The organism is Olleya sediminilitoris, from assembly GCF_016785945.1.
GTDB classification, from domain to species: domain Bacteria; phylum Bacteroidota; class Bacteroidia; order Flavobacteriales; family Flavobacteriaceae; genus Olleya; species Olleya sediminilitoris.
Window position 1 is genome coordinate 505,893 of the sequence record NZ_JAEMEF010000001.1, and the last position, 24,062, is coordinate 529,954.

Annotated in this window: 16 protein-coding genes and 1 tRNA gene; 8 read left to right on the forward strand and 9 right to left on the reverse strand. The window is 32.0% G+C overall.

The features are described from left to right. Positions 1 to 4: 4 nt before the first annotated feature. The 5 genes from JAO71_RS02270 to JAO71_RS02290 form a co-directional block, all read right to left on the reverse strand. A complete protein-coding gene (locus JAO71_RS02270; protein ID WP_202998569.1) occupies positions 5 to 1,165 on the reverse strand; it encodes a metal ABC transporter permease in 1,161 nt (386 codons plus the stop codon). Continuing rightward, positions 1,158 to 2,285 (reverse strand): metal ABC transporter permease, encoded by a 1,128-nt coding sequence (locus JAO71_RS02275; protein WP_202998570.1) that lies wholly within the window; start codon positions 2,283 to 2,285, stop codon positions 1,158 to 1,160. Before JAO71_RS02275 ends, JAO71_RS02270 begins: the two co-directional genes overlap by 8 nt. Then, positions 2,285 to 3,022: a metal ABC transporter ATP-binding protein gene (locus JAO71_RS02280; protein ID WP_028288732.1), complete on the reverse strand. Its 738-nt coding sequence runs from the start codon at positions 3,020 to 3,022 to the stop codon at positions 2,285 to 2,287. The genes JAO71_RS02275 and JAO71_RS02280 overlap by 1 nt, the downstream gene beginning before the upstream one ends. Positions 3,023 to 3,162: 140 nt before the next feature. After that, positions 3,163 to 4,074, reverse strand: a complete 912-nt coding sequence (locus JAO71_RS02285) for a metal ABC transporter solute-binding protein, Zn/Mn family (protein ID WP_202998571.1) — start codon at positions 4,072 to 4,074, stop codon at positions 3,163 to 3,165. 41 nt (positions 4,075 to 4,115) lie between these two features. Beyond that, entirely contained in the window at positions 4,116 to 6,365 is a 2,250-nt protein-coding gene (locus tag JAO71_RS02290; RefSeq protein ID WP_202998572.1) for a TonB-dependent receptor, read from the reverse strand. A gap of 105 nt (positions 6,366 to 6,470) precedes the next feature. On the opposite strand from JAO71_RS02290, the gene JAO71_RS02295 reads away from it, so the two are divergent. Beyond that, the gene (locus tag JAO71_RS02295) at positions 6,471 to 7,127 is read left to right on the forward strand and encodes a metal-dependent transcriptional regulator (protein ID WP_202998573.1); all 657 of its coding nucleotides are present in this window, start codon (positions 6,471 to 6,473) and stop codon (positions 7,125 to 7,127) included. Positions 7,128 to 7,284: 157 nt separating this feature from the next. Here the strand turns inward: JAO71_RS02295 and feoB are convergent, their stop codons facing one another. The 3 genes from feoB to JAO71_RS02310 all read right to left on the reverse strand — a co-directional run bounded on the left by feoB (position 7,285) and on the right by JAO71_RS02310 (position 10,361). Continuing rightward, positions 7,285 to 9,384 (reverse strand): ferrous iron transport protein B, encoded by a 2,100-nt coding sequence (gene feoB / locus JAO71_RS02300; protein ID WP_054852197.1) that lies wholly within the window; start codon positions 9,382 to 9,384, stop codon positions 7,285 to 7,287. Next, complete coding sequence (locus JAO71_RS02305; RefSeq protein WP_028288727.1) at positions 9,384 to 9,614, reverse strand: FeoA family protein; 231 nt, start codon at positions 9,612 to 9,614, stop codon at positions 9,384 to 9,386. Before JAO71_RS02305 ends, feoB begins: the two co-directional genes overlap by 1 nt. Positions 9,615 to 9,686: 72 nt before the next feature. After that, positions 9,687 to 10,361 (reverse strand): SCO family protein, encoded by a 675-nt coding sequence (locus JAO71_RS02310; protein ID WP_054852196.1) that lies wholly within the window; start codon positions 10,359 to 10,361, stop codon positions 9,687 to 9,689. A gap of 169 nt (positions 10,362 to 10,530) precedes the next feature. Between JAO71_RS02310 and rseP the strand changes: the two genes are divergently transcribed. Together rseP and JAO71_RS02320 are read left to right on the forward strand one after the other, a co-directional pair. Beyond that, the gene (gene rseP / locus JAO71_RS02315) at positions 10,531 to 11,871 is read left to right on the forward strand and encodes an RIP metalloprotease RseP (RefSeq protein ID WP_202998574.1); all 1,341 of its coding nucleotides are present in this window, start codon (positions 10,531 to 10,533) and stop codon (positions 11,869 to 11,871) included. 70 nt (positions 11,872 to 11,941) lie between these two features. Further along, positions 11,942 to 12,015 (forward strand) — tRNA-Asn (locus JAO71_RS02320). 129 nt (positions 12,016 to 12,144) lie between these two features. Here JAO71_RS02320 and JAO71_RS02325 read toward each other — a convergent pair. Further along, a complete protein-coding gene (locus JAO71_RS02325) occupies positions 12,145 to 13,089 on the reverse strand; it encodes an NAD-dependent epimerase/dehydratase family protein (RefSeq protein WP_116823869.1) in 945 nt (314 codons plus the stop codon). A gap of 163 nt (positions 13,090 to 13,252) precedes the next feature. On the opposite strand from JAO71_RS02325, the gene JAO71_RS02330 reads away from it, so the two are divergent. The 5 genes from JAO71_RS02330 to JAO71_RS02350 all read left to right on the forward strand — a co-directional run. After that, positions 13,253 to 13,774, forward strand: coding sequence for a hypothetical protein (locus JAO71_RS02330; protein ID WP_116823870.1), 522 nt, complete (start codon positions 13,253 to 13,255; stop codon positions 13,772 to 13,774). Between the two features lies 1 nt (position 13,775). Further along, positions 13,776 to 14,288, forward strand: coding sequence for a nuclear transport factor 2 family protein (locus JAO71_RS02335; RefSeq protein WP_202998575.1), 513 nt, complete (start codon positions 13,776 to 13,778; stop codon positions 14,286 to 14,288). 99 nt (positions 14,289 to 14,387) lie between these two features. Continuing rightward, the gene (locus JAO71_RS02340) at positions 14,388 to 17,816 is read left to right on the forward strand and encodes a T9SS type A sorting domain-containing protein (protein WP_236011125.1); all 3,429 of its coding nucleotides are present in this window, start codon (positions 14,388 to 14,390) and stop codon (positions 17,814 to 17,816) included. A gap of 99 nt (positions 17,817 to 17,915) precedes the next feature. Continuing rightward, positions 17,916 to 20,027: a M13 family metallopeptidase gene (locus tag JAO71_RS02345; protein ID WP_202998577.1), complete on the forward strand. Its 2,112-nt coding sequence runs from the start codon at positions 17,916 to 17,918 to the stop codon at positions 20,025 to 20,027. A gap of 342 nt (positions 20,028 to 20,369) precedes the next feature. Then, positions 20,370 to 24,062, forward strand: a 3,693-nt coding sequence (locus tag JAO71_RS02350; protein ID WP_202998578.1) for a VCBS domain-containing protein, incomplete at its 3' end; no start/stop codon positions are given.

Consider the following 24,062-nt stretch of genomic DNA (forward strand, 5'->3'; position numbering starts at 1 on the left):
GTGACTACCCTCTAAACAAAAAGAAATCGTCTTTCATATCCTCAATTTGAGCATCTTCATTAGTGATAATGTAATCAATAGCTTTTGAGGTAAATGTATCTCCTTTTTTTGTTAAAGAAACAACATTATTATTCACAAGAATCATATTGTTTTTAAGAGCCAATTCTAATACAGTTTTGGCTCTTACTTTTTGCCAATTTATGTGTTCGCGTAAATGGTTTACGTGACGTTCTTCAACTTCAGTATGGTTTTTTAAATGTAATAAAAAGGTTAGTAAGCTAACTTCTGTACGTTGTTGTTTTTCGCGATGCATAACCGCTATTACACCTTTACTTGGAGCAAATAAATAGACAGCTAAAAATATTAAACCTAACATTGTGGTAATGGATCCTGCAATGGAAGCATCTAATAAATGCGCCAACCAATAACCAGAAATAGCACTAAATACTCCAAAAAATACTGCTAAAGCTAGCATCTTTTTTAAGTTGGTAGTTAGTAAATAAGCGGTTGCAGCAGGAGCAATCATTAATGCTACAACTAAAATAGCTCCAACAGCATCAAAAGCACCAACCGTTGTCACGGAAGATACTGTCATTAATCCATAATGTATAATTGCTGGAGAGAATCCTAATGAAGCTGCTAAACCTTTATCAAAGGTGCTTACTTTCAATTCTTTAAAAAAGGCAAATAGTAAAAGGATAGTTATTAATAGTATTGTTCCAATTATCCATAGTGATTTTGGTCCAATATCAACACCAGAAACGATTAGTCTATCAAATGGAGCTAAAGCCAATTCGCCTACCAAAACAGCATCAACATCTAAGTGGACATCATTAGCATTTTTAGCGATTAATATAACACCAATACTAAATAATGCAGGAAATACTAAACCTATAGCTGTGTCTTCTTTTACTAAACCTGTTTTTTGGATATATTCTACTAACACCACTGTGATTACACCAGTTAATGCAGCTAATACAATTAATAATGGCGAATTTAAATCTTGCGTAATAAAAAAACCAACAACAATTCCTGGTAAGATGGAATGGCTTATTGCATCGCTTATCATTGCCATTTTACGTAGCACTAAAAAGGTGCCAGGAATAGCACATGCAATAGCAACTAAACTAGCAATTAATTGTATTTCTATTTGAGCGCTATTCATCTTTTGTTGATTGTTTTGTGTAAAGGTTGGAAGCAGTTTCAAAACCTGTTTTTGTCAAACTCCACATGTTTCCATCTAGAGTCACATAATTTTTTTCGACTAACTTTTGAAGTGTTTTACGTGTAAATCCTTGAAAGTTATTGAGAAGTTTTATGGTATGAGGATGCGAAATGTTTTCGTGTGTTTCAGCAATATGGTACATAAAAGCTAAGGTTTTATGAAGTTCTAAATCGCGTCTATTTTTTATAAATCTAATCTGTTTAAATAATAAACCACGACTAGGAGAAAATACAAAAGAAATTACTACAAATACAGCTGCTACTAATACAATGACAGGTCCTGTAGATAGGTTGGTTTGACTAGCGCTTATGGCTGTTCCAAAGACTCCTGAAAAGGCTCCGAATACAGCTGCTAAAAGCACCATTTTTGATAAGCTATTAGTCCATTGTCGTGCTGCTGCTGCTGGAGCTAATAGCATAGCACTCATTAAAACAACACCAACCGTTTGTAACCCTAAAACAATAGCTAAAACAATAAAACTGGTAATTAAAACATCGATGACTTTAGTATTAAAACCTAAGGTTTTAGTGTAATCAGCATCAAAGAGTAAAATTTTAAATTCTTTCCAAAATAGCAACAATACAAATAGGCATAATCCTGTAACTATAGCCATTAGCCAAACATCGCTTTCAACTAAAGTTGCAGCTTGACCAAATAAATATTTGTCTAAACCTGCTTGATTAGCATTGGGTTGTTTTTGAATAAAAGTCAGTAATAACATCCCAAAACCAAAAAAGAGAGATAATATTAGTCCTAAAGCGGTATCACTTTTTAGATGTGTTTTTTTGACGATACCTCTAATCCAAAAGGTTCCAATTAATCCACTTATTAAGGCTCCTAAAAGTAAAGTATTGCTGTCTTTTGCACCTGTTATTAAAAATGCAATTGCAATTCCTGGTAGAGCAGCATGTGATATAGCATCTCCAAGTAAACTTTGTTTTCTAAGTACAGCAAAACTACCTAACATACCAGTGACTGCACCTAAAATTGCTGTTCCAAGTGTAATGGTTCGTAGTGTGTAGTCGCTAAATACTAAAGAAAAATATTCTTGTAAATCCATTATTCTTGAATACTTACTTTATAGTTTATACCATAAGTCTTGGTTAAGTTATCATCGTTAAAGATGTCTTTAACAGGACCTGTTGCTATTTTTTTCACATTTAAAAACGTTACCCAATCAAAATATTCGGGAACGGTTTGTAAATCGTGATGTACTACAATGACTGTTTTTCCGGCTTTACGTAATTCTTTTAAAATATTAATAATAGCAATTTCTGTGGTTGCATCTACACCTTGAAAAGGCTCGTCCATAAAATAGATTGAAGCATTTTGTACTAATGCTCTAGCTAAAAATATACGTTGTTGTTGTCCACCAGACAATTGGCTAATTTGTCTGCCTTTAAAGGGTAACATGCCTACTTTTTCTAAAGCTTCTAATGCTGCTTTTTTTTGCTTTTGTCCTGGACGTTTTATCCAACCTAAACTTCCATAAGTGCCCATTGTTACAACATCTAAAGCTGTTGTTGGAAAGTCCCAATCCACACTTCCTTTTTGTGGTACATAGGCTACTAGTTTGCGTTGTTTATTATAAGGTTTGTCATAAATAGTGACGCTTCCTGCTATTGGTTTTAATATGCCTAAAATAGATTTTATTAGTGTTGATTTACCAGCTCCATTTGGTCCAACAATAGCCATAAGGACGCCTTCTGGGATTTCTAAATCAATATCCCAAAGTACGGGTTTGTAGTTGTATGCTACTGTTAGGTCGTCTACTTTTACTGCTATTTTTTGTTTCATAACTGTTTCCCAAGTCATTGGGAGTTTTACTAAATTAAAAATATATTCATTTTTATTTAAAAAAAACGAATCAAAAAATATAGTTACAGCAAACTTGTTTCAGGAGCTTATTATTTGAAATAACTATTGTTTATACCTATTTACTTCAAAGCATTAACTATAGTGTTTACATTGTACTCAAACATACCAATGTAAGTCCCTTCTATGGTTCTTGCGCTTCCTAATGCATCAGAATATAATGTTCCTCCAATTTGTACATCATGTCCTTTTGAGTTTACTGCTTCTTGTAAAGCTTCAATGGTACGTTTTGGCACAGAGCTTTCAACAAAAATTGCCTTAAGTTGTTTTTTAATTATAAAATTAGCTAAATTTTGAACATCTTTTACTCCTGCTTCAGTTGCTGTAGATAAACCTTGTAAACCTACGACTTCAAATCCGTAATTTTTCCCGAAATAATTAAAAGCATCATGTGCTGTCACTAATATGCGTTTGTCTTTTGGAAGCGTTTCAATTTTAGAGGTAATCTTTTTTTGTAGTGTATTTAACTTTGCTATGTATTCAGTTTCGTTAGCTTTATAGTAATCAGCATTTTTAGCATCTTTTTCGATTAAAATAGAAGAAACTTTTTTTGCAAACTGCTTAAAATATTCAATATTAAACCAAACATGTGGATCGTAATTAGAAGTAAAATAATCTGAACCTATCAATGTTTTTTTGTCAATATCCTCTCCTAAAGCAATTGGTGTTTTTGTTGAGTTTTCCATTTTTTCAAATACCTCTACAAGTTTTCCCTCTAGGTGCAAACCGTTATAAAAAATTATATCTGCATTGACTAATTTGGTTACGTCACCTTCACTTGCTTTGTATAAGTGAGGATCCACACCACTTCCCATTAAACCATTAACATTTATACTGTCTTTACCAATGTTTTTTACTAAATCAGTAATCATTGTGGTTGTAGTCACAATATTTAACTTTCCGTTATCTTTTGCATTGTTATTACAGCTAAAAAAACCTAAGGTTATTATGGAAAGGAGTATTATTTTTTTCATTGGTCTAAATATTTATTACGAAAGTACTAAAATACAAACAATTAGTTTAATGTATATCTTATACCTAGGAAAACTCGTCTACCTTGGTTTGGTCCGTAAACATATGAAGGATCAAATGTTAATCCGTAAGGGTTGTCTGGTGTTGCTTGTGCATTACCTTGAGCATCAAATTGTACATTGTCGTCAAATGGATCATCTGCTCTGGCAATGATAAATGGATTGCCATTATTAGGTGTCCAATTTAATAGGTTTTTAACACCTCCATAAATTTCAAAATTTTCAAGACCATCATAAGTTGCCTGTATGTTTTGAATGCTCCAGGTAGGCGAGTATTCTTGTCTAGGATCCAAATTACTTAATAATGGTAATCGCATTGGTCCATAAATGTTTCCTGTATAGTCAAAGGTTAAATTTGTTGCATAGTTTTTATATGAAAAAGACCATGTACCTGTAAACTTTTCGGTTAAAATTTGTCTTGTTGTTACGTCGTTTTCAGTTTGGTTTACATCCTGAAATGTTATACCCAAACTTCCTTTTATACCACTACCAAAAATGGCATCGACATTTAAACTGGCTCCTTTTGAGGTAGAATAACCATCTAAATTATCATAAATTATTTGATTAGGATTTGTGTCATAATCTGGTATAATGGCATTTGTAAAATGTGTGTACCACAAGTACGCATCCACAGTAAAAATCATGCCTTTTGTTGTGTATATTTTTTTTAGGTAGTTAAGGTTGATGTTATACGATTGTTCCGGATTTAAAGTTTCTTCAATAACAACATCTCTAGATCCTGTAAGTGCTGCATGTTCTTCTGTAAATAAATTAACAACTCTAAAGCCTGTTCCTGCATTAACCCTAAATATATCATTATCTGTTGGTTTATACCTGTAAGCTAACCTTGGTGTTATTATTGAACCATGTCTCTTATCATAGTCATACCTAAGTCCTAATAAAAGTTTTTGTTTTTCTGTTAAGGTTATTTCATCTTGTACGAATACCGAAGGAATAAATATTTTATCGGCCTCAATAGTTGCTGTTGTGTTGTCGTTATAGTAATTGTAGCGTCCTGTTATACCAAATAATAAATCATTATTTTTTGTTGGTTTGTCCCAAGTTAATTGTCCAAAAGCAATACGTTGTTGCGCTAAGTATGGTGTGTCACCATACACTGAATTTTGATCATGGTCTGAATATGAAAATTGAAAATTCATGTTTTCTTTTACAGGAAGTTGGTATTCACCAAGTAGTTCATATCTAGTTGTGTAAATGCTTTCACCATAGACTTTATTTCCTCCTCTGTAACTTTTGTTCCATTGTAGTTCTCCTCCCCAACGATCTTCATAAAAAAAGCGACCAGCAACAGATAATTTTTTATTGTTTTTACGTTTAAAATTCCATTTTTGAAAAACAGAAATACGATCCTGTAATGTTAAGTCTGTAAAATTGTCGTTGTTATTATCAATTGGATTACTATAGTTAAAATAATTAGCACCTACCAAAACACTTGCTTTTTCGCCAACATTAGTTTTAAAACCAATATCTGTATTTATTTCTCCCCAACCACTAATATTGCTGTCCGCAAAAAATATAGGTGCATTGTCAGGATGTTTAGTAATGACATTTATTAAACCACCAACAGCTTCACTACCATACAAAGACGAAGCAGGACCTTTGACAATTTCGATTTGATCTATTAATGAATTTGGTATTCCTGACAAGCCATAAACCGTAGATAAACCACTAACAATAGGCATTCCGTCTATTAGTACTAAGGTGTAAGGTCCCTCTAAACCATTAATGTGTATGTCTCCAGTATTACATACATTACAGTTTAGTTGAGGTCTCACTCCGTTTACATTTTGAAGCGCTTCAAAAATATTTGGTGTAGGATTCTTTTTTAAAAAAGCGCTAGTATATACTTCAACAGGAACAGGGCTTTCTAATCTGTTAACAGCTTTTAAAGTTCCAGTAACAACGACTTCGTCTAACGATTGATTTTGTATTAAATCAAAATTTATTTTCAAATTATTTTTTACGTCAATTCTTTTTCTAATGGTATTAAAACCGGTAAATGAAGCTATAAGTGTGTATTGTCCTTCTTTTATGTTTTGGATGTTAAAGTAACCATTATCTGTGGTTGTCGTCCCTTTTTTTGTGCCTTCAAGATAAACGTTGGCAAAGGGTAAAGGTAGTCCTTCTGAGGTAACTACTCCTGATATTTCATAATTATTCTGAGCTTGACTATAAGCTGAAAAACAAAAGAAAATCGCAACAATATACTTCATGTCTTAAAATATTTTTTTGCAAATATAAATACAAATTTAGATTAATCTAAATTTAATGTTTGTTTTATTTAATTCTTATATTTGCTATCTAGCTATTTTAGGTTTATGATTACACTAACAGAAGAAAATTATATTAAAGCAATTTATCATTTAGGTAAACAAGGTACAGAGGTTGTTAGTACCAATGCTATATCAGAATCTATACACACGAAAGCGTCTTCGGTTTCTGATATGCTTAAAAAATTATCTGAAAAAGGATATGCTAATTATGTAAAGTATCAAGGTGTTAATTTAACCGAAAAAGGTCAGTCTGTAGCAATCAACATTATAAGAAAGCATAGACTTTGGGAAGTGTTTTTGGTAGAAAAATTAAATTTTACTTGGGATGAAGTTCATGAAGTTGCTGAGCATTTAGAGCATATCAGATCAGAAAAATTGATTGATGAATTAGATGCTTTTTTGGAATTTCCTAATCATGATCCACATGGAGATCCAATTCCAGATAAACATGGGAATTTTAAACACATCGAAAAAATCATGTTATCACAAGCTGTTATAGGTAAAACTTATAAATGTGTAGGTGTAGATGATACCTCTTCCGCTTTTTTGAGATACTTGGATAGTAATAAGATTGCTTTAGGAACTAAGATTGTTGTTGTTCAAAAAGAGCCTTACGATAATTCTGTTAAAATTAAGTTTGAAGATAATGAATTAATGGTGTCTCAAAACGTAGCTAAAAACTTGTTTTTAAAAGAAGTGTAGTTAATCGTAAAAATGTATAGGTTAGTGGCAGCCACAGTCGTCAGTACCACATGCTTTTTTGGATTTAGGTTTTAAGAAGTATTTTTTAAATAGAAAAAATAAAGCGAAACCTAATGTTATAAAAACTAATATGTTTTGAATAATACTGTTCATGATTTTATTTTAAAAATTGAAACGCTATTAATGCTGTTATATACGCAATAGCTGTCATGATTACTAATTGTAAGGTTGGCCACTTCCAGGTGTTAGTTTCCTTTTTGACAATTGCTAAAGTACTCATGCATTGCATGGCAAATGCATAAAACAATAGTAGTGATATACCAGAAGCAAAATTAAATAATGGACCACCTAAAATTGGATTGACTTCTCCAGCCATTCGGTTTTTAATGGTGTCTTCATCATCATTTCCAACACTGTAAATGGTTGCTAATGTACCTACAAAAACCTCTCTTGCTGCAAAACTACTTACTATTGCTATACCTATTTTCCAATCGTAACCTAAAGGTCTAATTACAGGCTCGATAGCATGTCCTGCAATACCTATAAACGAATGTTCTAGTTTATGTGACGCAATTTTTTGGCTAATTTCTTCTTCATTTAAATTTTGAGACGCATATTCTGTTTTAATAATATTTTCAGCATCATTAAATTGTTCTCCAGGACCATAAGATGCTAAAAACCAAAGTATAATTGAAATGGCTAATATTATTTTTCCTGCTCCAAAAACAAAAGATTTTGTTTTTTCTAAAACTGTAAGTGCTACATTTTTAAATAAAGGTAGTTTATAGTTTGGCATTTCTACCACAAAAAAGGTTTTACTCTTAATTTTTAAAACTTTATTTAAGATGTAAGCCGATAAAACTGCAGCTCCAAATCCTAATAAATACAACAACATTAAGGTTAAAGCTTGGTAACTTAAACCTAGAAAACGTCCCTCAGGTATTACTAATGCAATAATAATTAAGTAAACAGGTAATCTAGCCGAACATGTTGTAAAAGGAGTAACAAGTATAGTTATTAATCGTTCTTTCCAACTCTCAATATTTCTAGTTGCCATAATTGCAGGAATCGCACAAGCAGTTCCAGAAATTAAAGGCACAATACTTTTACCACTTAAACCAAAACGTCGCATAATTCTGTCCATTAAAAACACGACACGACTCATGTACCCACTTTCTTCTAATATGGAAATAAACAAGAATAAAAAGGCGATTTGAGGTATAAATATCACAATTCCTCCTAATCCAGATATTATACCTTCGGCTAATAAATTTGTAAAAGCACCTTCAGGTAATGTGTTTTTAACCCAATCACTAAGGTTTGCAAATAGTCCATCAATTAAATCCATTGGTACTGTTGACCAATCGTAAATAGCTTGGAAAATAACCAACAGTATTAAAAAGAATATAAGGTAACCCCAAACTTTATGAGTTAAAATACGGTCTAACCTAGATCTTAAATCAGTAGCCTGACTAGCGTCAATAGTTTGTCCTTTTTTAAGTGTGTTATTTATAAACTGATAACGTTTTATGGTTTCTTTTTGTTGTAAACGTTTTAAATCGTTTTTAGATTTAGTTTTAAAACTAGCAATAGCTTCAACTTCATTACGATCCATTTTTCCAAAATTTACATCTTGTGTTATTACTAACCACAATTTGTAAGTTAATTGATTTGGAAAGGCGTTTCTTAATTTATCGAAGTAATTTTTGTCAATTTCTGAAGCATTAAGGCAAGGTGTTGTTGGTAACTCTTTATAGTTACTAATTAGTAGCTTTAGTTTATCAATACCTTCATTTTTTCTAGTACTAATAACTGCTATTTTAGTTTTTAACTCTTCTTCTAAATGTTCAATATCTAGAGAGATTCCTTTGGATTTCATCCTGTCAGCCATGTTAATGACTAAAATTGTAGGAATTTCTAAATCTTTAATTTGAGTAAATAGTAGTAGGTTTCGTTTTAAATTTTCAACATCACTAACTACTACTGCAACATCAGGAAAATCTTTATCGTTTTTGTTAAGTAATAATTCTATAACTACGTTTTCGTCTAAAGACGAAGCGTTAAGGCTATAAGTACCAGGAAGGTCAATAATATGTGCTTTAACACCTCTTGGTAATTTGCAAATACCTTCTTTTTTTTCGACTGTAATACCAGGATAATTTCCAACCTTTTGGTTTAAACCAGTTAAGGCATTAAAAACAGAGGTTTTTCCTGTATTTGGGTTACCAATTAAGGCAATATTAATTTGCTTACTCATTAAACTTCTTTTTCGATGATAATATGAATAGCGGTTTCTTTTCTTATTGCCAAGTGACTTCCGTTTATGTTTAAGTATAAAGGATCTGCAAAAGGTGCAACTTGAACTAGTTCGACACTATTACCAGGTAAACATCCCATTTCTAATAGTTTTAATGGAATTAAATGTGAAGATACGTCTATAATTACAGCGCGTTCTCCTCTTTTTAAGGTGTCTAGTGTATTATCCAAGCTTATTTAGATTGATTTTAAAGAAACAAAAATATGGCAAAATTTGTCGTTAAAAAAATTGAGAGCCAAAAACTAGTCTTTGTTCTCCTTTTTTAACTTTTTTATATCATTTAAAAGTTTGGTGATATCTTCGGCTTTTGTGCCATCATAATAGCCTCTAATTTGACTTTTTTTGTCAATTAGCATAAAGTTTTCGGTGTGAACCATTCCGTAATCATCAGGCATTCCGTCGTCTTTAACAGCTAAGTAGCTTTTTCTAGCCAATCTATAAATCTGACCTTTATCACCTGTAACTAGGTTCCATTTTTTGTCATTTACGCCTTTTTTTATTGCGTAACGCTTTAGTTGTGCAACAGTATCAATATCTGGTGTGACAGAGTGGGAAAGTAGCATAACTTCATCATCGTTAATAATTTCTTGTTGTATTTTTTCCATATTGCCAGTCATTATTGGACAAATAGTTTGACAAGTGGTAAAAAAGAAATCAGCTACATATATTTTGTTTTTGTAATCTGCTTGTGTTATGGTTTTTCCGTTTTGATTAATTAAACTAAAATCGGCAATTTTATGATAATTAATTTTGTGTTGTATGGTACTATCAACTAACTCTGTATTTACCATAGCAGGTTGATAGACAGGTAAAGGTTTTTCAACCTTTAAAATATTATAAAATATTGATATTATTATTATCGAAATGATGCTAAAAACAACAGCAAACCATTTGTAATCTTTAAAAAAAGAAAGCATTTTAAGTGTTTTTAATTTTATAATGCAAAAATACAATGAAAACACAAGCTTGTCTTATGATATTACTCATAAAATTTGTTAATTCTTAAAAAGCAATAATGCTATTACTTTTAATACTAAGTCTAAATAGTTACTTTTGGCGACTAATATAAAAGAATAGAAACACTACATGGAGTTTATTATAAAAATTGGACAATTCTTGTTAAGTCTGTCATTATTAATTGTTTTGCACGAATTAGGACACTTTATTCCTGCAAAAGCATTTAAAACTAGAGTTGAAAAATTCTATTTATTTTTTGATGTAAAATACTCGTTATTTAAAAAGAAAATTGGCGAAACAGTATACGGAATTGGTTGGTTGCCTTTAGGAGGTTATGTCAAAATTTCTGGTATGATTGACGAAAGTATGGATAAAGAGCAAATGGCTTTACCACCACAACCATGGGAGTTTAGATCCAAGCCAGCTTGGCAGCGTTTAATTATTATGTTAGGTGGTGTATTTGTTAATTTTGTGTTGGCATACGTTATTTATGTGGTTATGTCTTTTGCTTATGGAGATACAGATATTGATGCTGCAAGTATAAAAGGAGGAATGTTAATAGAAAACCCTTTGCTAACAGACATAGGTTTTCAAACAGGTGATCATGTTGTTAAAATTGATGATATTAAAATTATTAACGAATCTGATATCAGAAAAAATATTATAGGAGCCAACAGTGTTACTATTAAAAGAAACGGTACCGAAAAAACAATACAGTTACCAGTTGATTTTTTAGGACAATTATCTTCTAGTAAAGACAGGAGTTTGTTTGATTTAAGACAACCTTTCATAGTTAGCAAGGTTTTAGATACGTCTCTTAATAAAGGTGTAGATTTAAAAGAAGGAGATATTTTTATGTCTATTAATGGAAAGTCAGCCGAATTTTATGACCAAGTCCTACCAGTTTTAGAGCAGTCTAAAGGACAAACTATAACAACTGTATTTAAAAGAGGTAATACTAATATTGAAAGAACTTTAAAAGTAGATGATAAAGGTAAGTTAGATATTTTAACACAAACCAAAGCTTCAGATTTAGAAAAACTAGGCTATTTAAAAGTAGTAAGAAAAGAATATGGTTTTACTGAAAGTTTTGGTGTAGGGCTTAATAAGTTTACTGGACAAATAACATCTTACTTTGGTCAATTAAAAGCAATTTTTAATCCTAGTACAGGAGCATACAAAGGTGTAGGTGGTTTTAAGGCTATTTACGATGTTTTTCCTAGTACTTGGAGCTGGCCAGCATTTTGGAGTTTAACAGCATTTTTATCTATTATGTTAGGTGTGCTTAATTTATTGCCTATTCCTGCTTTAGATGGAGGACATGTCATGTTTTTGTTGTACGAAATTATCTCTGGACGTAAGCCAAGTGAGAAATTTTTAGAAAAAGCTCAGCTAGTTGGATTCTTCATTTTGATAGGGTTAGTGCTGTTTGCAAACGGTAATGACATCTTTAAAGCAATATTTAATTAAAAAAAATTAAAAATTATTTTGCAGAACTTAAAAAAGCTTTTATATTTGCACTCGCAATAGCGAAAAACACTCCTCCTTAGCTCAGTTGGTTAGAGCATCTGACTGTTAATCAGAGGGTCCTTAGTTCGAGCCTAAGAGGAGGAGCAAGTTTAAACAAGCCACTAGAAATAGTGGCTTTTTTTATGGATTAAAGTCTGGCTTATTTTGTTAGTCAAAACGCATTAAAAAGCCTCTAGAAGTTATCTAGAGGCTTTTTTATATTGTAGGATTATATTATTTGCTACTTAGGTTTTTTAGCATGTCTTTAGTGATGCCATCTAAGTCAAACTTATGTTTCCAGTTCCAATCTTCTCTTGCAGAGGTGTCATCTATACTACTTGGCCAAGAATCGGCTATTTGTTGTCTAAAATCAGGCTTGTATGTAATTTCAAAATCCGGAATTTCTTTTTTAATAGCATTTGCTATTTCTTTTGGAGTAAAACTAATACCAGATAAGTTGTAAGAAGATCTTATTTTAACTTTTTCAGCATTAGCCGTCATTAATGCAACAGTAGCATCAATTGCATCATCCATATACATCATTGGTAAGGCTGTATCTTCACTTAAAAAACATTCATAGTTTTTATTCTTCAAAGCTTCGTGATAGATTTCTACAGCATAATCTGTAGTTCCTCCTCCTGGTAATGTTTTCCAACTTATAATTCCAGGATAACGTATACTTCTTACGTCAACACCATATTTGTCATTATAATATTCACACCAACGCTCACCAACTTGTTTAGTGATTCCGTATACTGTAGTTGGTTCCATTATGGTGTGTTGTGGTGTATCCGTTGTAGGTGTGGTAGGACCAAAAACAGCAATACTTGAAGGCCAAAATACTTTTTTAATAGCTTTTGCTTTAGCTAGATTTAAAACATGAAATAAAGATTGCATGTTTAGATCCCAAGCTTTCATAGGGTATTTTTCTCCTGTAGCACTTAACATGGCAGCCATTAAGTAAATAGTATCTATATTGTGTTTTTCACAACATATTTTAATTGACGCATAATCCATAGCATCAATAATCTCAAACGTACCAGAATTTACTAATTCAATATTATTGTAGTTTAAATCGCTTGCAATAACATTATCCTTACCGTAAATGGATCTTAACTTGTATGTCAACTCAGATCCAATTTGACCTGCAGCACCTATAATTAATATTTTTTCGCTCATTTTTTTGGATTATTTATAAAATATGCGCTCAAAAGTAATAACTATTTAAAGATTTTCTAATAAAAAAAATATAAAAGTGATTACAAAAAAAACAATTTTATCATTTAATAAAATTTAACTCTTTAAACTAATATATTTGTTTATCAAACGTATCAATTTAATTATGAGATTTTTTAAGCTTTCATTAGTTGTTTTAGTGTTATTTACTGCTTGTAAAAAAGAAACCACTGTCACTAAACCTGAAGAGGATTTAGGTGTTCTAGATAGTTTAAAAATAACTAAAGAAGATATCTCAAAAATTAATTATCAAGATATTGCTTTAGATGTAAAATCTAATCCTATTGTATCTAATTGGCAAGCTTATTTAGATGTTTCTAATGGTATACAAGCTTTAACGTTACCTGATTTTACTTTTTTTAATGCAGATGTAGATTTGTTTAATTCTACCTTAACAGATTTAGAAGAAACCATTCCAGAATCCATCAATACACAGGCTATAAAAGCTAGAGTTTTGGTTTTGAAAACTATGATGTTAAAATTTCAAGAAATTGAAAGTCTAGACACTAGTACTAAAACCGAATTGTTATTAGCTATTAAGCAAGTGTTTTTAGCGCAATCTAATCTTAATTTACAAATTAACAAGAAAGTAGAAAAAGATAGCCAAGTAATTGTAAAACCATATTAGTATGAAACATATAGCTATTAGTATTATTGTAGTTTTTTCATTCTTATCATGTAATACTAAAAAAAATAAGGCGAATAAAGCTCTTACTAAACAAGCTATAAATATGAGTTTAGATGCATGGCATGACGCAGCAGCTAATGCTGATTTTGACGCTTATTTTGAAAATATGACTTCTGATGCTATATTTATTGGTACTGATGCAACAGAAAACTGGACTCTAAACCAGTTTAAGGACTATTCTAAACCTTATTTTGATAAAGGTAAAGCATGGAGTTTTAAAGCGCTTCAACGTAATGTGTTTTTAAATGAAGATAATACTTTAGCTTGGTTTGATGAGTTACTGGATACACAAATGGAGATTTGTCGTGGATCTGGAGTTATGGTTTTTAAAGACAATCAATGGAAAATACAGCATTATGTTTTGTCCATTACAATTCCTAATAGTAATGTCAAAACCATTGTAAACTTGAAAAAACAGACGGATAGTATTACTAAGCAAATTCTTAATAAATAAGGTTTAATTTATTTATAATGTGTTTTTTATCGATGTTTTTTGTTAAAACATCGTGTTTTTTGCCAAAAACAATTATTTTTGATAAAAAATATCATTACTATGAAATATTTATTGTCCCTTGGTTTTCTTTTTACCTTCACAATATCTTTAGCTCAATTTAATCAAGACGCACCATGGATGTCTGGATTTAATACACAATCAAAACAGAAGTCTTTAAAATTTGATGAAGTAGTTAATGCGTTTAATGTCTATTGGGAAAATAGAGATCCAAATATTAAAGGTAGTGGATATAAACCTTTTAAACGTTGGGAAACATTTTGGACTAATTACGTAAAAGAAGACGGTACATTGCCAACCTCTTTAGAGTTATGGAACACCTATTTAGAGGTTACAAATAATAATGCTAGTAATAGAAGTAATAATATAATGGTTGACGAGAGCAATTGGTTACCTGTTGGCCCATTTTCTCATACCAATACAGGATCTTGGTCTCCTGGTCAAGGACGTATTAATGTTGTTGTTAAAGACCCAAATAATGATAATATAATTTATGCTGGAGCACCAGCAGGTGGTCTTTGGAAATCTACAGATGCTGGATTATCTTGGATTACAACTACAGATAATTTACCGCAAATTGGTGTCTCAGGAATAGCAATAGATAGTAACAATTCAGATGTAATTTATATAGCAACAGGAGATGATGATGCTGGAGACTCATATAGTGTTGGTGTAATGAAATCTATTGATGGTGGATTAACTTGGAATACTACAGGCTTAAACCCTAATAATGCTCCAAGTTCTATGAACGATATTTACATCAATCCTAACAATTCAAATATGTTATGGGTTGCTACTAACAACGGAGTATTTAAAACTACTGATGCTGGTGTGACATGGACTAATATTAATGGTACACAAGGTTTTAATGTTAAGGATATTAAAATTAAACCTCAAGATCCTAATGTTATTTATATTGTTACATCAAATAGTTTTTACAGATCTGTTAATGCAGGTGATACTTTTACTATTGTGACTTCTGGTTTAACTTCTAACGATACTTCAAGATATGTAATAGATGTAACACCAGCTAACCCAAATGTTGTGTATGTATTAGGTTCTACAAATGCTTACGGTTTTAAAGGTGTTTATAAATCTTCAGATTCAGGTTTGAGTTTTTTACAAGTAGCCTCAAACATAACCGATATTTTCGAGTCTACCCAGTCTTGGTTTGATATGGCTTTTGCTGTTTCAGATACAAACGAAAACGAATTTTATACAGGTGTTTTAAATATATGGAAAGGTGTAGTTAATGGCACACAAACGTCTTTTACAAAATTAAATAACTGGAGTTCTCCTTTTGCTTCTTCATATTCTCATGCAGATATTCATTATTTAAGATTTTTTGACGACGAGTTGTATGCAGGTACAGATGGAGGTTTTTATAAGTCCTCTAATAAAGGAGTGAGTTTTACAGATTTAACTGCAGGTATGCAAATTAGTCAATTTTATAGAGTGTCTGTATCTAAACAAACTTCAAACAAAATGGTTGGTGGTTTACAAGATAATGGTGGTCATGCGTTTAATAACGGACAATGGCAGAACTATTATGGAGCAGATGGTATGGATACAGCTATTGATCCTGCAAACTCTTCTAATTACTATGGTTTTATACAAAACGGAAGTGGTCTATATGTTTCAACAGCTTCTGGGTCTAGTTTATCTGCCGAAATTAGCGCTCCTATTGGAGAAGACGGTAACTGGATTACTCCTTTAGCAATGAGTAGTGATAGTCAATTATACTCTGGTTTTAGTGCTTTATATAGACTTGAAAATAATAATTGGGTTGCAGTTTCGCCTTCTTTTGGAACTAATATAGATGTATTAGAAATCGATCCTATTGATGTTAATAATATTTATGTAGCGACTAATGGAACATTAAGAAAAAGTACTGACTCAGGTGTAACTTTTACTTCGATACAGCCATTTTCATCTAACATAACTTCAATAGAGGTAAACAATACGGATAACAATATTGTTTATGTGACTACCTCAGGTACAAATGGTCAAGTATTTAAGTCTGTAAATGGAGGTATTAGTTTTACAGATATTTCTAATGGTTTACCAAACGTGACTAAAAATAGTATCAAGCATCAAGATTTACATTCTAAAAACCCATTGTATTTAGGGACAAGTTTAGGTGTGTATCGTTATGATGATGAAACTTTATTATGGGAGTTATTTAATATTGGATTACCAAATGTAGCAGTCACAGACATAGAAATTAACACTTTTGATAATAAAATAACTGCTGCAACATATGGTCGTGGTGTTTGGCAATCTGAAATACCAACCCAATTAGCTCCAACAGACGTAAAATTAGTTAGTCTATCTGGTATTAGTGATACTATAGATTGTAGTGATAATGTTTCACCTCAAGCAGAAATTAGAAATAATGGTATTAATACTATCACTTCAGTGGACTTTACTTATTACATAAACGGAGTGTCTAATAATTTTAACTGGACAGGTAATTTGGCTTCTGAAGCTTCAATAGTTGTAGATCTGCCTCAATTAAATTTGTCAAAAGGAAATTATACTTTCAAAGTTAGCTCAACGGTTACAAATGATGAATATGAAGTTAATAATAATTCCGAAGAAAAAATATTTTATGTAAATGATAGTGGTATTGTTGATGTTGTAAATACATTTGAAACACAACAGGAAGAACTTCTTGTTTTAGATGATGGTAGTGATACACAATATTGGCAACGTGGTATTCCAAATGGTTTAGCGTTAAACAATACAGGTGTTGATGCTCAAAATCAAGTATATGGTACTAATCTTAATGGAGATCATGATAATCTAACAAAAAGTTATTTAGTATCTCAATGTTATGATTTATCTATTCTTAGTAATCCAGAATTAAAATTTGATATGGCCTTTCAACTTGAAGACGATTGGGATATTGTTTATATGGAATATTCTTCAGATCAAGGTCTAACATGGAATTTATTAGGCTCTGCTTCAGACCTAAATTGGTACACAAGTGCAACAACAAGTGGACAAAATAATACTTGTTTTAATTGTCCTGGAGGACAGTGGACAGGAACTAACCCTCAATATGCTAACTTTAATGAATATAGTTATGATTTATCAGCTTTTAATAATGAAACAAATATAATGTTCAGGTTTGTTTTTCATTCTGACCAGTCAGTAGTTGAAGAAGGAGCTATAGTAGATAATTTTGTTATAACAGGAAATGTATTAAGTGTTAATGAGTTTGAAACAGCGTCCTTTTTAATTCATCCAAACCCATCAAAAGGTATTTTTAATATTAAGACTCAAAACAATCAAGATTTTGATATTGATGTTTATGATATAACAGGTAAAAAGATTGTAAGTATTGTAAAAGCAAAACCACAAAACACTAATTTTGTTTTAGATCTAAGTAGTTATTCTACAGGAGTGTATATCGTTAATATTATGACAGAACAAGCTGTTTTAACTAAAAAACTAATTGTTAACTAATTGTTAATTTAAACATAAAAAAAGCACCTTCATAATTACTTGAAGGTGCTTTTTTTATATCTTGAACCCTTATTAAAAAGCCTTTTAAATATAAGTAATATGAAAATCAACCTTAAAAAAACAACTGTAATAGGTGTTGTTAGCTGCTTGACCATCATGGGATGTAAAGAAGAGCAGAAACAGCAAGAAGAAACAAAGCCTACCGCTCAGTTAGAAGTAGTTCCAGGTATCAATCTTGATTACATGGACAAGTCAACACAACCAAAAGAAGATTTCTTTAAATACGTAAACGGAAAATGGTTAGAAAACAACGAAATTCCGGATGACCAATCTACTTGGGGAAGTTTTCAAGAATTACGTAAAAAAACAGATGCTGATGCTTTAAGTATTTTAAAAGCAGCAATGTCAGATAATAAAGATTTAGACAATATAAAAGTATTACCAGGTTCTGATCAAGAAAAAGCAGTACATTATTATCAAACAATAATGGATACTGTAGGACGTAATAACTTAGGTATAGATCCGGTTAAACCTTATTTAGCAAAAATTGAAGCTATCAACAACATTGAAGATCTTCAAGCATATATGATCGAAATGGAGCCTCAAGGAGGTGGTGGTTTATATGGTTTTGGAGTTGGATCAGATCCAAAAGATAGTAACCGTAATGTAGCCTATCTTGGTGGAGGAAGAACAGGTTTACCAGACAGAGATTACTACATCAAAGATGATGCAGATTCAAAAGAAAAAAGAGAAAAATATGTAGCTCATATTACTAGAATGCTACAATATTTAGGTGATACTGAAGCTGAAGCTAAACAACAAGCTGAGCAAATTTTAGCATTTGAAACTAGGTTAGAAGAAGCTAAAATGGATAAAGTAGATCGTCGTGATGCACGTAAACGTTACAATCCAAGATCAATTGAGGACGTTCAAAAAATGGTTCCTGAAGTTAATTGGAAAAACTTTTTGTCAGGTATTGGAGTTAAAGAGTTAGATACTGTTATTGTAGGTGATTTAGGGTATTTTAATAGATTACAAGAAGTCTTAGCAGATAATAATGTTAGCGATTGGAAAGCTTATTTAAAATGGTTGACATTTAATAATTCAGCAGGCTTTTTAAGTACAGATATCGAAACTGCTAATTGGGAGTTTTATGGAAAAGAATTAAACGGAGCAAAAGCACAACGTGCTAGAGACGAGCGTGCATTAGGTTCGTTAAACGGAACTGTTGGTGAAGCTTTAGGTAAATTATATGTTGACAAAAAGTTTCCGCCAGAAGCAAAAATTAAAGCAGAAAAGATGATTAAAAATGTCATTTTAGCTTTTGAAAACCGTATCAATAAATTAGACTGGATGAGTCCAGAAACTAAAGAAAAAGCAATTGAAAAATTAAGAGCTACCAAAGTTAAAATAGCATATCCAGATAAATGGAAAGACTATTCTGATTTACAAATTAGTAGTGTAGAAAACGGAGGGTCTTATTTACAAAACTCTTTAAATGCTCGTGCATGGAATTTTAAAGAAGATATTGAAAAGTTAGGTAAGCCAGTTGATAAGTCAGAATGGTATATGGCTCCACAAGTTGTAAATGCATACTTTAACCCAGCATATAACGAGATTGTATTTCCTGCAGCGATTTTACAACCACCATTTTATAACTTCAATGCAGATGATGCTGTAAATTACGGAGGAATTGGAGCAGTAATTGGTCATGAGATTTCTCATAGTTTTGATGATTCTGGTTCTCGTTATGATAAAGACGGAAATTTAAATAACTGGTGGACAGATGAAGATTTAAAACAGTTTGAAGGTTTAGGTGAAGCATTAGCTAATCAATACAGCGCTATAGAAGTTTTACCAGAAACTAACATTAATGGTAAATTTACTTTAGGAGAAAACATTGGTGATCTTGGAGGTGTATTAGCAGCTTATGATGCTTTACAAATGAGTTTTGAACAAGATGGTGAAAAACCAGAACCAATAGATGGATTTACTGCAGAACAACGTTTTTTCATGAGTTGGGCAACCGTATGGAGAACAAAAATGAGAGACGATGCATTAAAAACTAGAATTAAAACTGATCCACATTCTCCAGGAATGACAAGAGCAGTTCAGCCTTTATTAAATATTGATGCTTTTTATGAAGCTTTTGATATAAAAGAAGGAGATAAAATGTATATCGCACCAGAAAACCGTGTAAGAATTTGGTAGAAAATCGTTCGATTTTATACATTTAAAAAGAGCAACTATTTAGTTGCTCTTTTTTTTTTTTGTATAGTCAAACTATATTTATAGAGTCATTAATACTTAAAACAACTGTTTAAAATCATTCTAAGCATGTATTTTAACCGATTAAATGAGCGTTTTATCAAAATTAATATTCAGGCCTTATAAAGCTTGATTTTGTTTCATAACTTTTTAAAACAATTTGTAAAGTAAATTTTAATAAAACATGTTTTAAATTAGTTGTTTAAAATTCAGCTATTTAAAAATATATTTTGTAATAATGCTTTTTGAATTTAAAATTTAGGTGAAATAAAAACAACTATTTATATGGATGTAATTACATTTTTTTCGATTTTAAAAAAATCTTCATTTTTAAATTATGCTAAAGTCAATAAAATTAATTCTAGTAATTTTTTAAGTGCAGTTAGTAATGTATTTCAACAATTCATTTACTCTGTTTTAGTAAATAAAAAATGGTCTTTTAAAATTTTTGCAGTTGCAATATTTATTATGCCATACATTGCTAATTCAAATAGCGAAAATAATGTTATTACTAAATATTTTGCAAACCCTGTATTAGATTTAAATTCTGTAAATGCAGGTGTAGATCATGTGGTTCAATTTATTCCTACGACAGGAAACTTATCTCCAATGTCAGTAATACCAACATTAAGCTCTGACACAAATAGTATTTTATCTGCTGTTGTTAGTTTTTCGGGTGAAATTGATCCAACAGAATTTTTATACTCTACAAACGGTCCCTTTCAGTTTAATTTTGATACGGCAAATTCTACAAATGATTTTTCTGTTAATTCAATCACAATTAGAGTGGTTCAAAATTTTACCACATTTACAATTACTGAGTTAGCAGGTAATCCAATTTCAAACAGTGATTTTTTAGACTTTTTAAATACACTTTTCTACAGAAATGCAACTAATACTGCAACTCCTGGTGTTAGAATTGCAAATATAGAAGTTACAGATCCTAATTTAGCAACAGCAAGTGCCCAAAATATTATTAGGGTATATAATAACGGTCCAAATGTGGTTGATGAAGCTAATAGTGTTTTAGCAAATAATGCAGGAATCATAACAGGTAATGTGTTGACAAATGATTCTGGTAATTCAATTACTGTTTCAGAGGTAGATGTTTATCCTGGTCAAGTGGGTAATTCTTACCAAACTTTATATGGTTCGATCACGATTCAATCTAATGGTTCCTATTCTTATGATGTAGATGAAACTAGCTCGTCTGTCATTGGTTTAAAAAATGGCGAGTCTTTAGATGATATAATTTCTTATACAGTTAAAGATAACGCAGATATTATAGATTACGGAATTTTAACTATTACTATTAATGGTGTAGATGAAGCACCAGTGGCATTAGATAATAACACTTCTATAACTGCAGTTACAGAAACTGATGTTTCTGGTAATGTAATAACAGATGTAGGACCTAGTGGTGCAGATTTTATTGATAGAGGCTTATCTATTCTTGTTTGGGAAACTGAATTTAGTACTGGTGGTGGTGTTTTTGGAGGTATATCAGGACCAGTTGATGGTGAAACAAAAATCGTAGATGGTATTACTCTTGATTTTACTTCAACTGATCCTTCCAATATAGGGGTTGCTGATCAAAACCAAACGGTCTTTCAAGTAGGTACAAATGGTGGCCATTCAGGTTATTTATTATATTCAATAGACGCTAGCACCAATCCTTCTAGTGATACAGAATTAATCATAGATTTTGATGAGCCTGTTTTTAATTTAGGTTTTTTGGTTGTTGATATAGATTTTTCTCAAGCACCTGTTTGGCAAGATCAGATTACAATAAATGGAACACTTGATGGTGTAGTTTCAAATTTTACGTATGTTACCACAGGTGGAGTAGTGGATGCTGGAAGCAACACATTCTACGGTACAGGTAACGCTATAGAAAGTGATGCAACTGGTAATGTAAATGTGCTTTTTGAGGAGCCAATAAATCAGTTAAGGTTAAGTTATAATTATGGACCAAATGCTACTAACCCTGATCAAGGCGGACAAATTGCAGGTATATCAGATATTTACTGGCAAGGTATAGCTAGTAATATTATAGTTTTAGAAATTGATGGTAATCCCGTATCTGTTGGGTCAAGTTTTGTTGGTATGTATGGTACGATTGTGGTTAATCCAGATGGTTCATATGTTTACACTCCAGACACAAGTAATCCTGCTGTAGCAGGATTGTTAACAGGTCAATCACTTACAGAAACATTCAATTATTTATTAACAGATGGAAGTAATTCAAGTGCTGCAGATTTAATAATTGATATCAATGGTGATAAAACAGCACCTACAATTACTATTTCAACACCTATCGAAGGTGATAATATAGTTGATGATACAGAAGATCAAGATGTAACTATTACTGGAACCACCACAGATGTTGAAGATGGACAAGTGGTTACGGTTACTTTTTCTGATGGTACAAATACGGTTACCACAACAGCAACTGTAACAGGCGGTATTTGGACAGCTACAGATGCTGATATATCAGGTCTAACAGATGGGCCTATTACTGTTACTGCGGATGTAACAGATTTTGGAGGGAATCCAGCTACAGATTCACAATCAGTAACTTTAGGTACAACTATTATAGATCCGTGTGACGTGTCAACTTATAGTGATTTAGATTGCGATGGCGATGGTGTTACAAATGGCGATGAAATATCGGATGGTACAGATCCAACAGATCCATGTGATTATGATTCAGCAAATATAACTTTAACTCAAAGTGGAGATTACTTAGCTGCTGATTGTGATGGTGATGGAGATAGTAATGGAGATGAACTGACAAATGGAACAGATCCATCAGATCCATGTGAAGGAGGTAGTTTACCAAATGTAGATTTAGCCAATACAACTAGCGATTGGTATGTAGCCGATTGTGATGGTGACGGAGTAATAAATGGAACAGAAGTAGATCCAGATATGGATGGTAATTCAGGACCTGGTAACACAGATCCAATAGACCCATGCGATTTTAATGATTCAGATCTTAGCTTAGCACCAAGTGGAGATTATTTATTAGCCGATTGCGATGGCGATGGTGTAACCAATGGCGATGAAATAACGGATGGTACAGATCCAGCAGATCCATGTGATTATGATTCAGCAAATATAACCTTATCTCAAAGCGGAGATTACTTAACTGCTGATTGTGATGGTGATGGAGAGAGTAATGGAGATGAACTGACAAACGGAACAGATCCATCAGATCCATGTGAAGGAGGTAGTTTACCAAATGTAGATTTAACCAATACAACTAGCGATTGGTATGTAGCCGATTGTGATGGTGACGGAGTAATAAATGGAACAGAAGTAGATCCAGATATGGATGGTAATTCAGGTCCTGGTAACACAGATCCATATGATTCATGTGATTTTAATGTTTCAGATATTAGTGTTGCACCAGGTGGAGATTACTTAGTAGAAGATTGTGATGGCGATGGTGTAACCAATGGCGATGAAATAACGGATGGCACAGATCCAGCAGATCCATGTGATTATGATTCAGCAAATATAACTTTATCTCAAAGTGGAGATTATTTAACTGCTGATTGTGATGGAGATGGAGAGAATAATGGAGATGAACTGACAAACGGAACAGATCTAACAGATCCATGTGAAGGAGGTAGTTTACCAAATGTAGATTTAACAGACACGACTAGCGATTGGTATATATCCGATTGTGATGGTGATGGAGTAATAAATGGAACAGAAGTAGATCCAGATAGGGATGGTACTTCAGGTCCAGATAACACAGATCCAAACGATCCATGTGATTATGATGTTTCAAGTGTAACTGTAGCAGTCACCAGTGGCGCAGATTGTGATGGTGACGGAGTTACAGACGCAGATGAAATCGCAAACGGAACAGATCCAAACGATGCTTGTGATTATAACGTAGCAGACATCACTGTAGCAGTTACAAGTACAGTAGATTGTGATGGCGACGGAGTTACAGACGCAGATGAG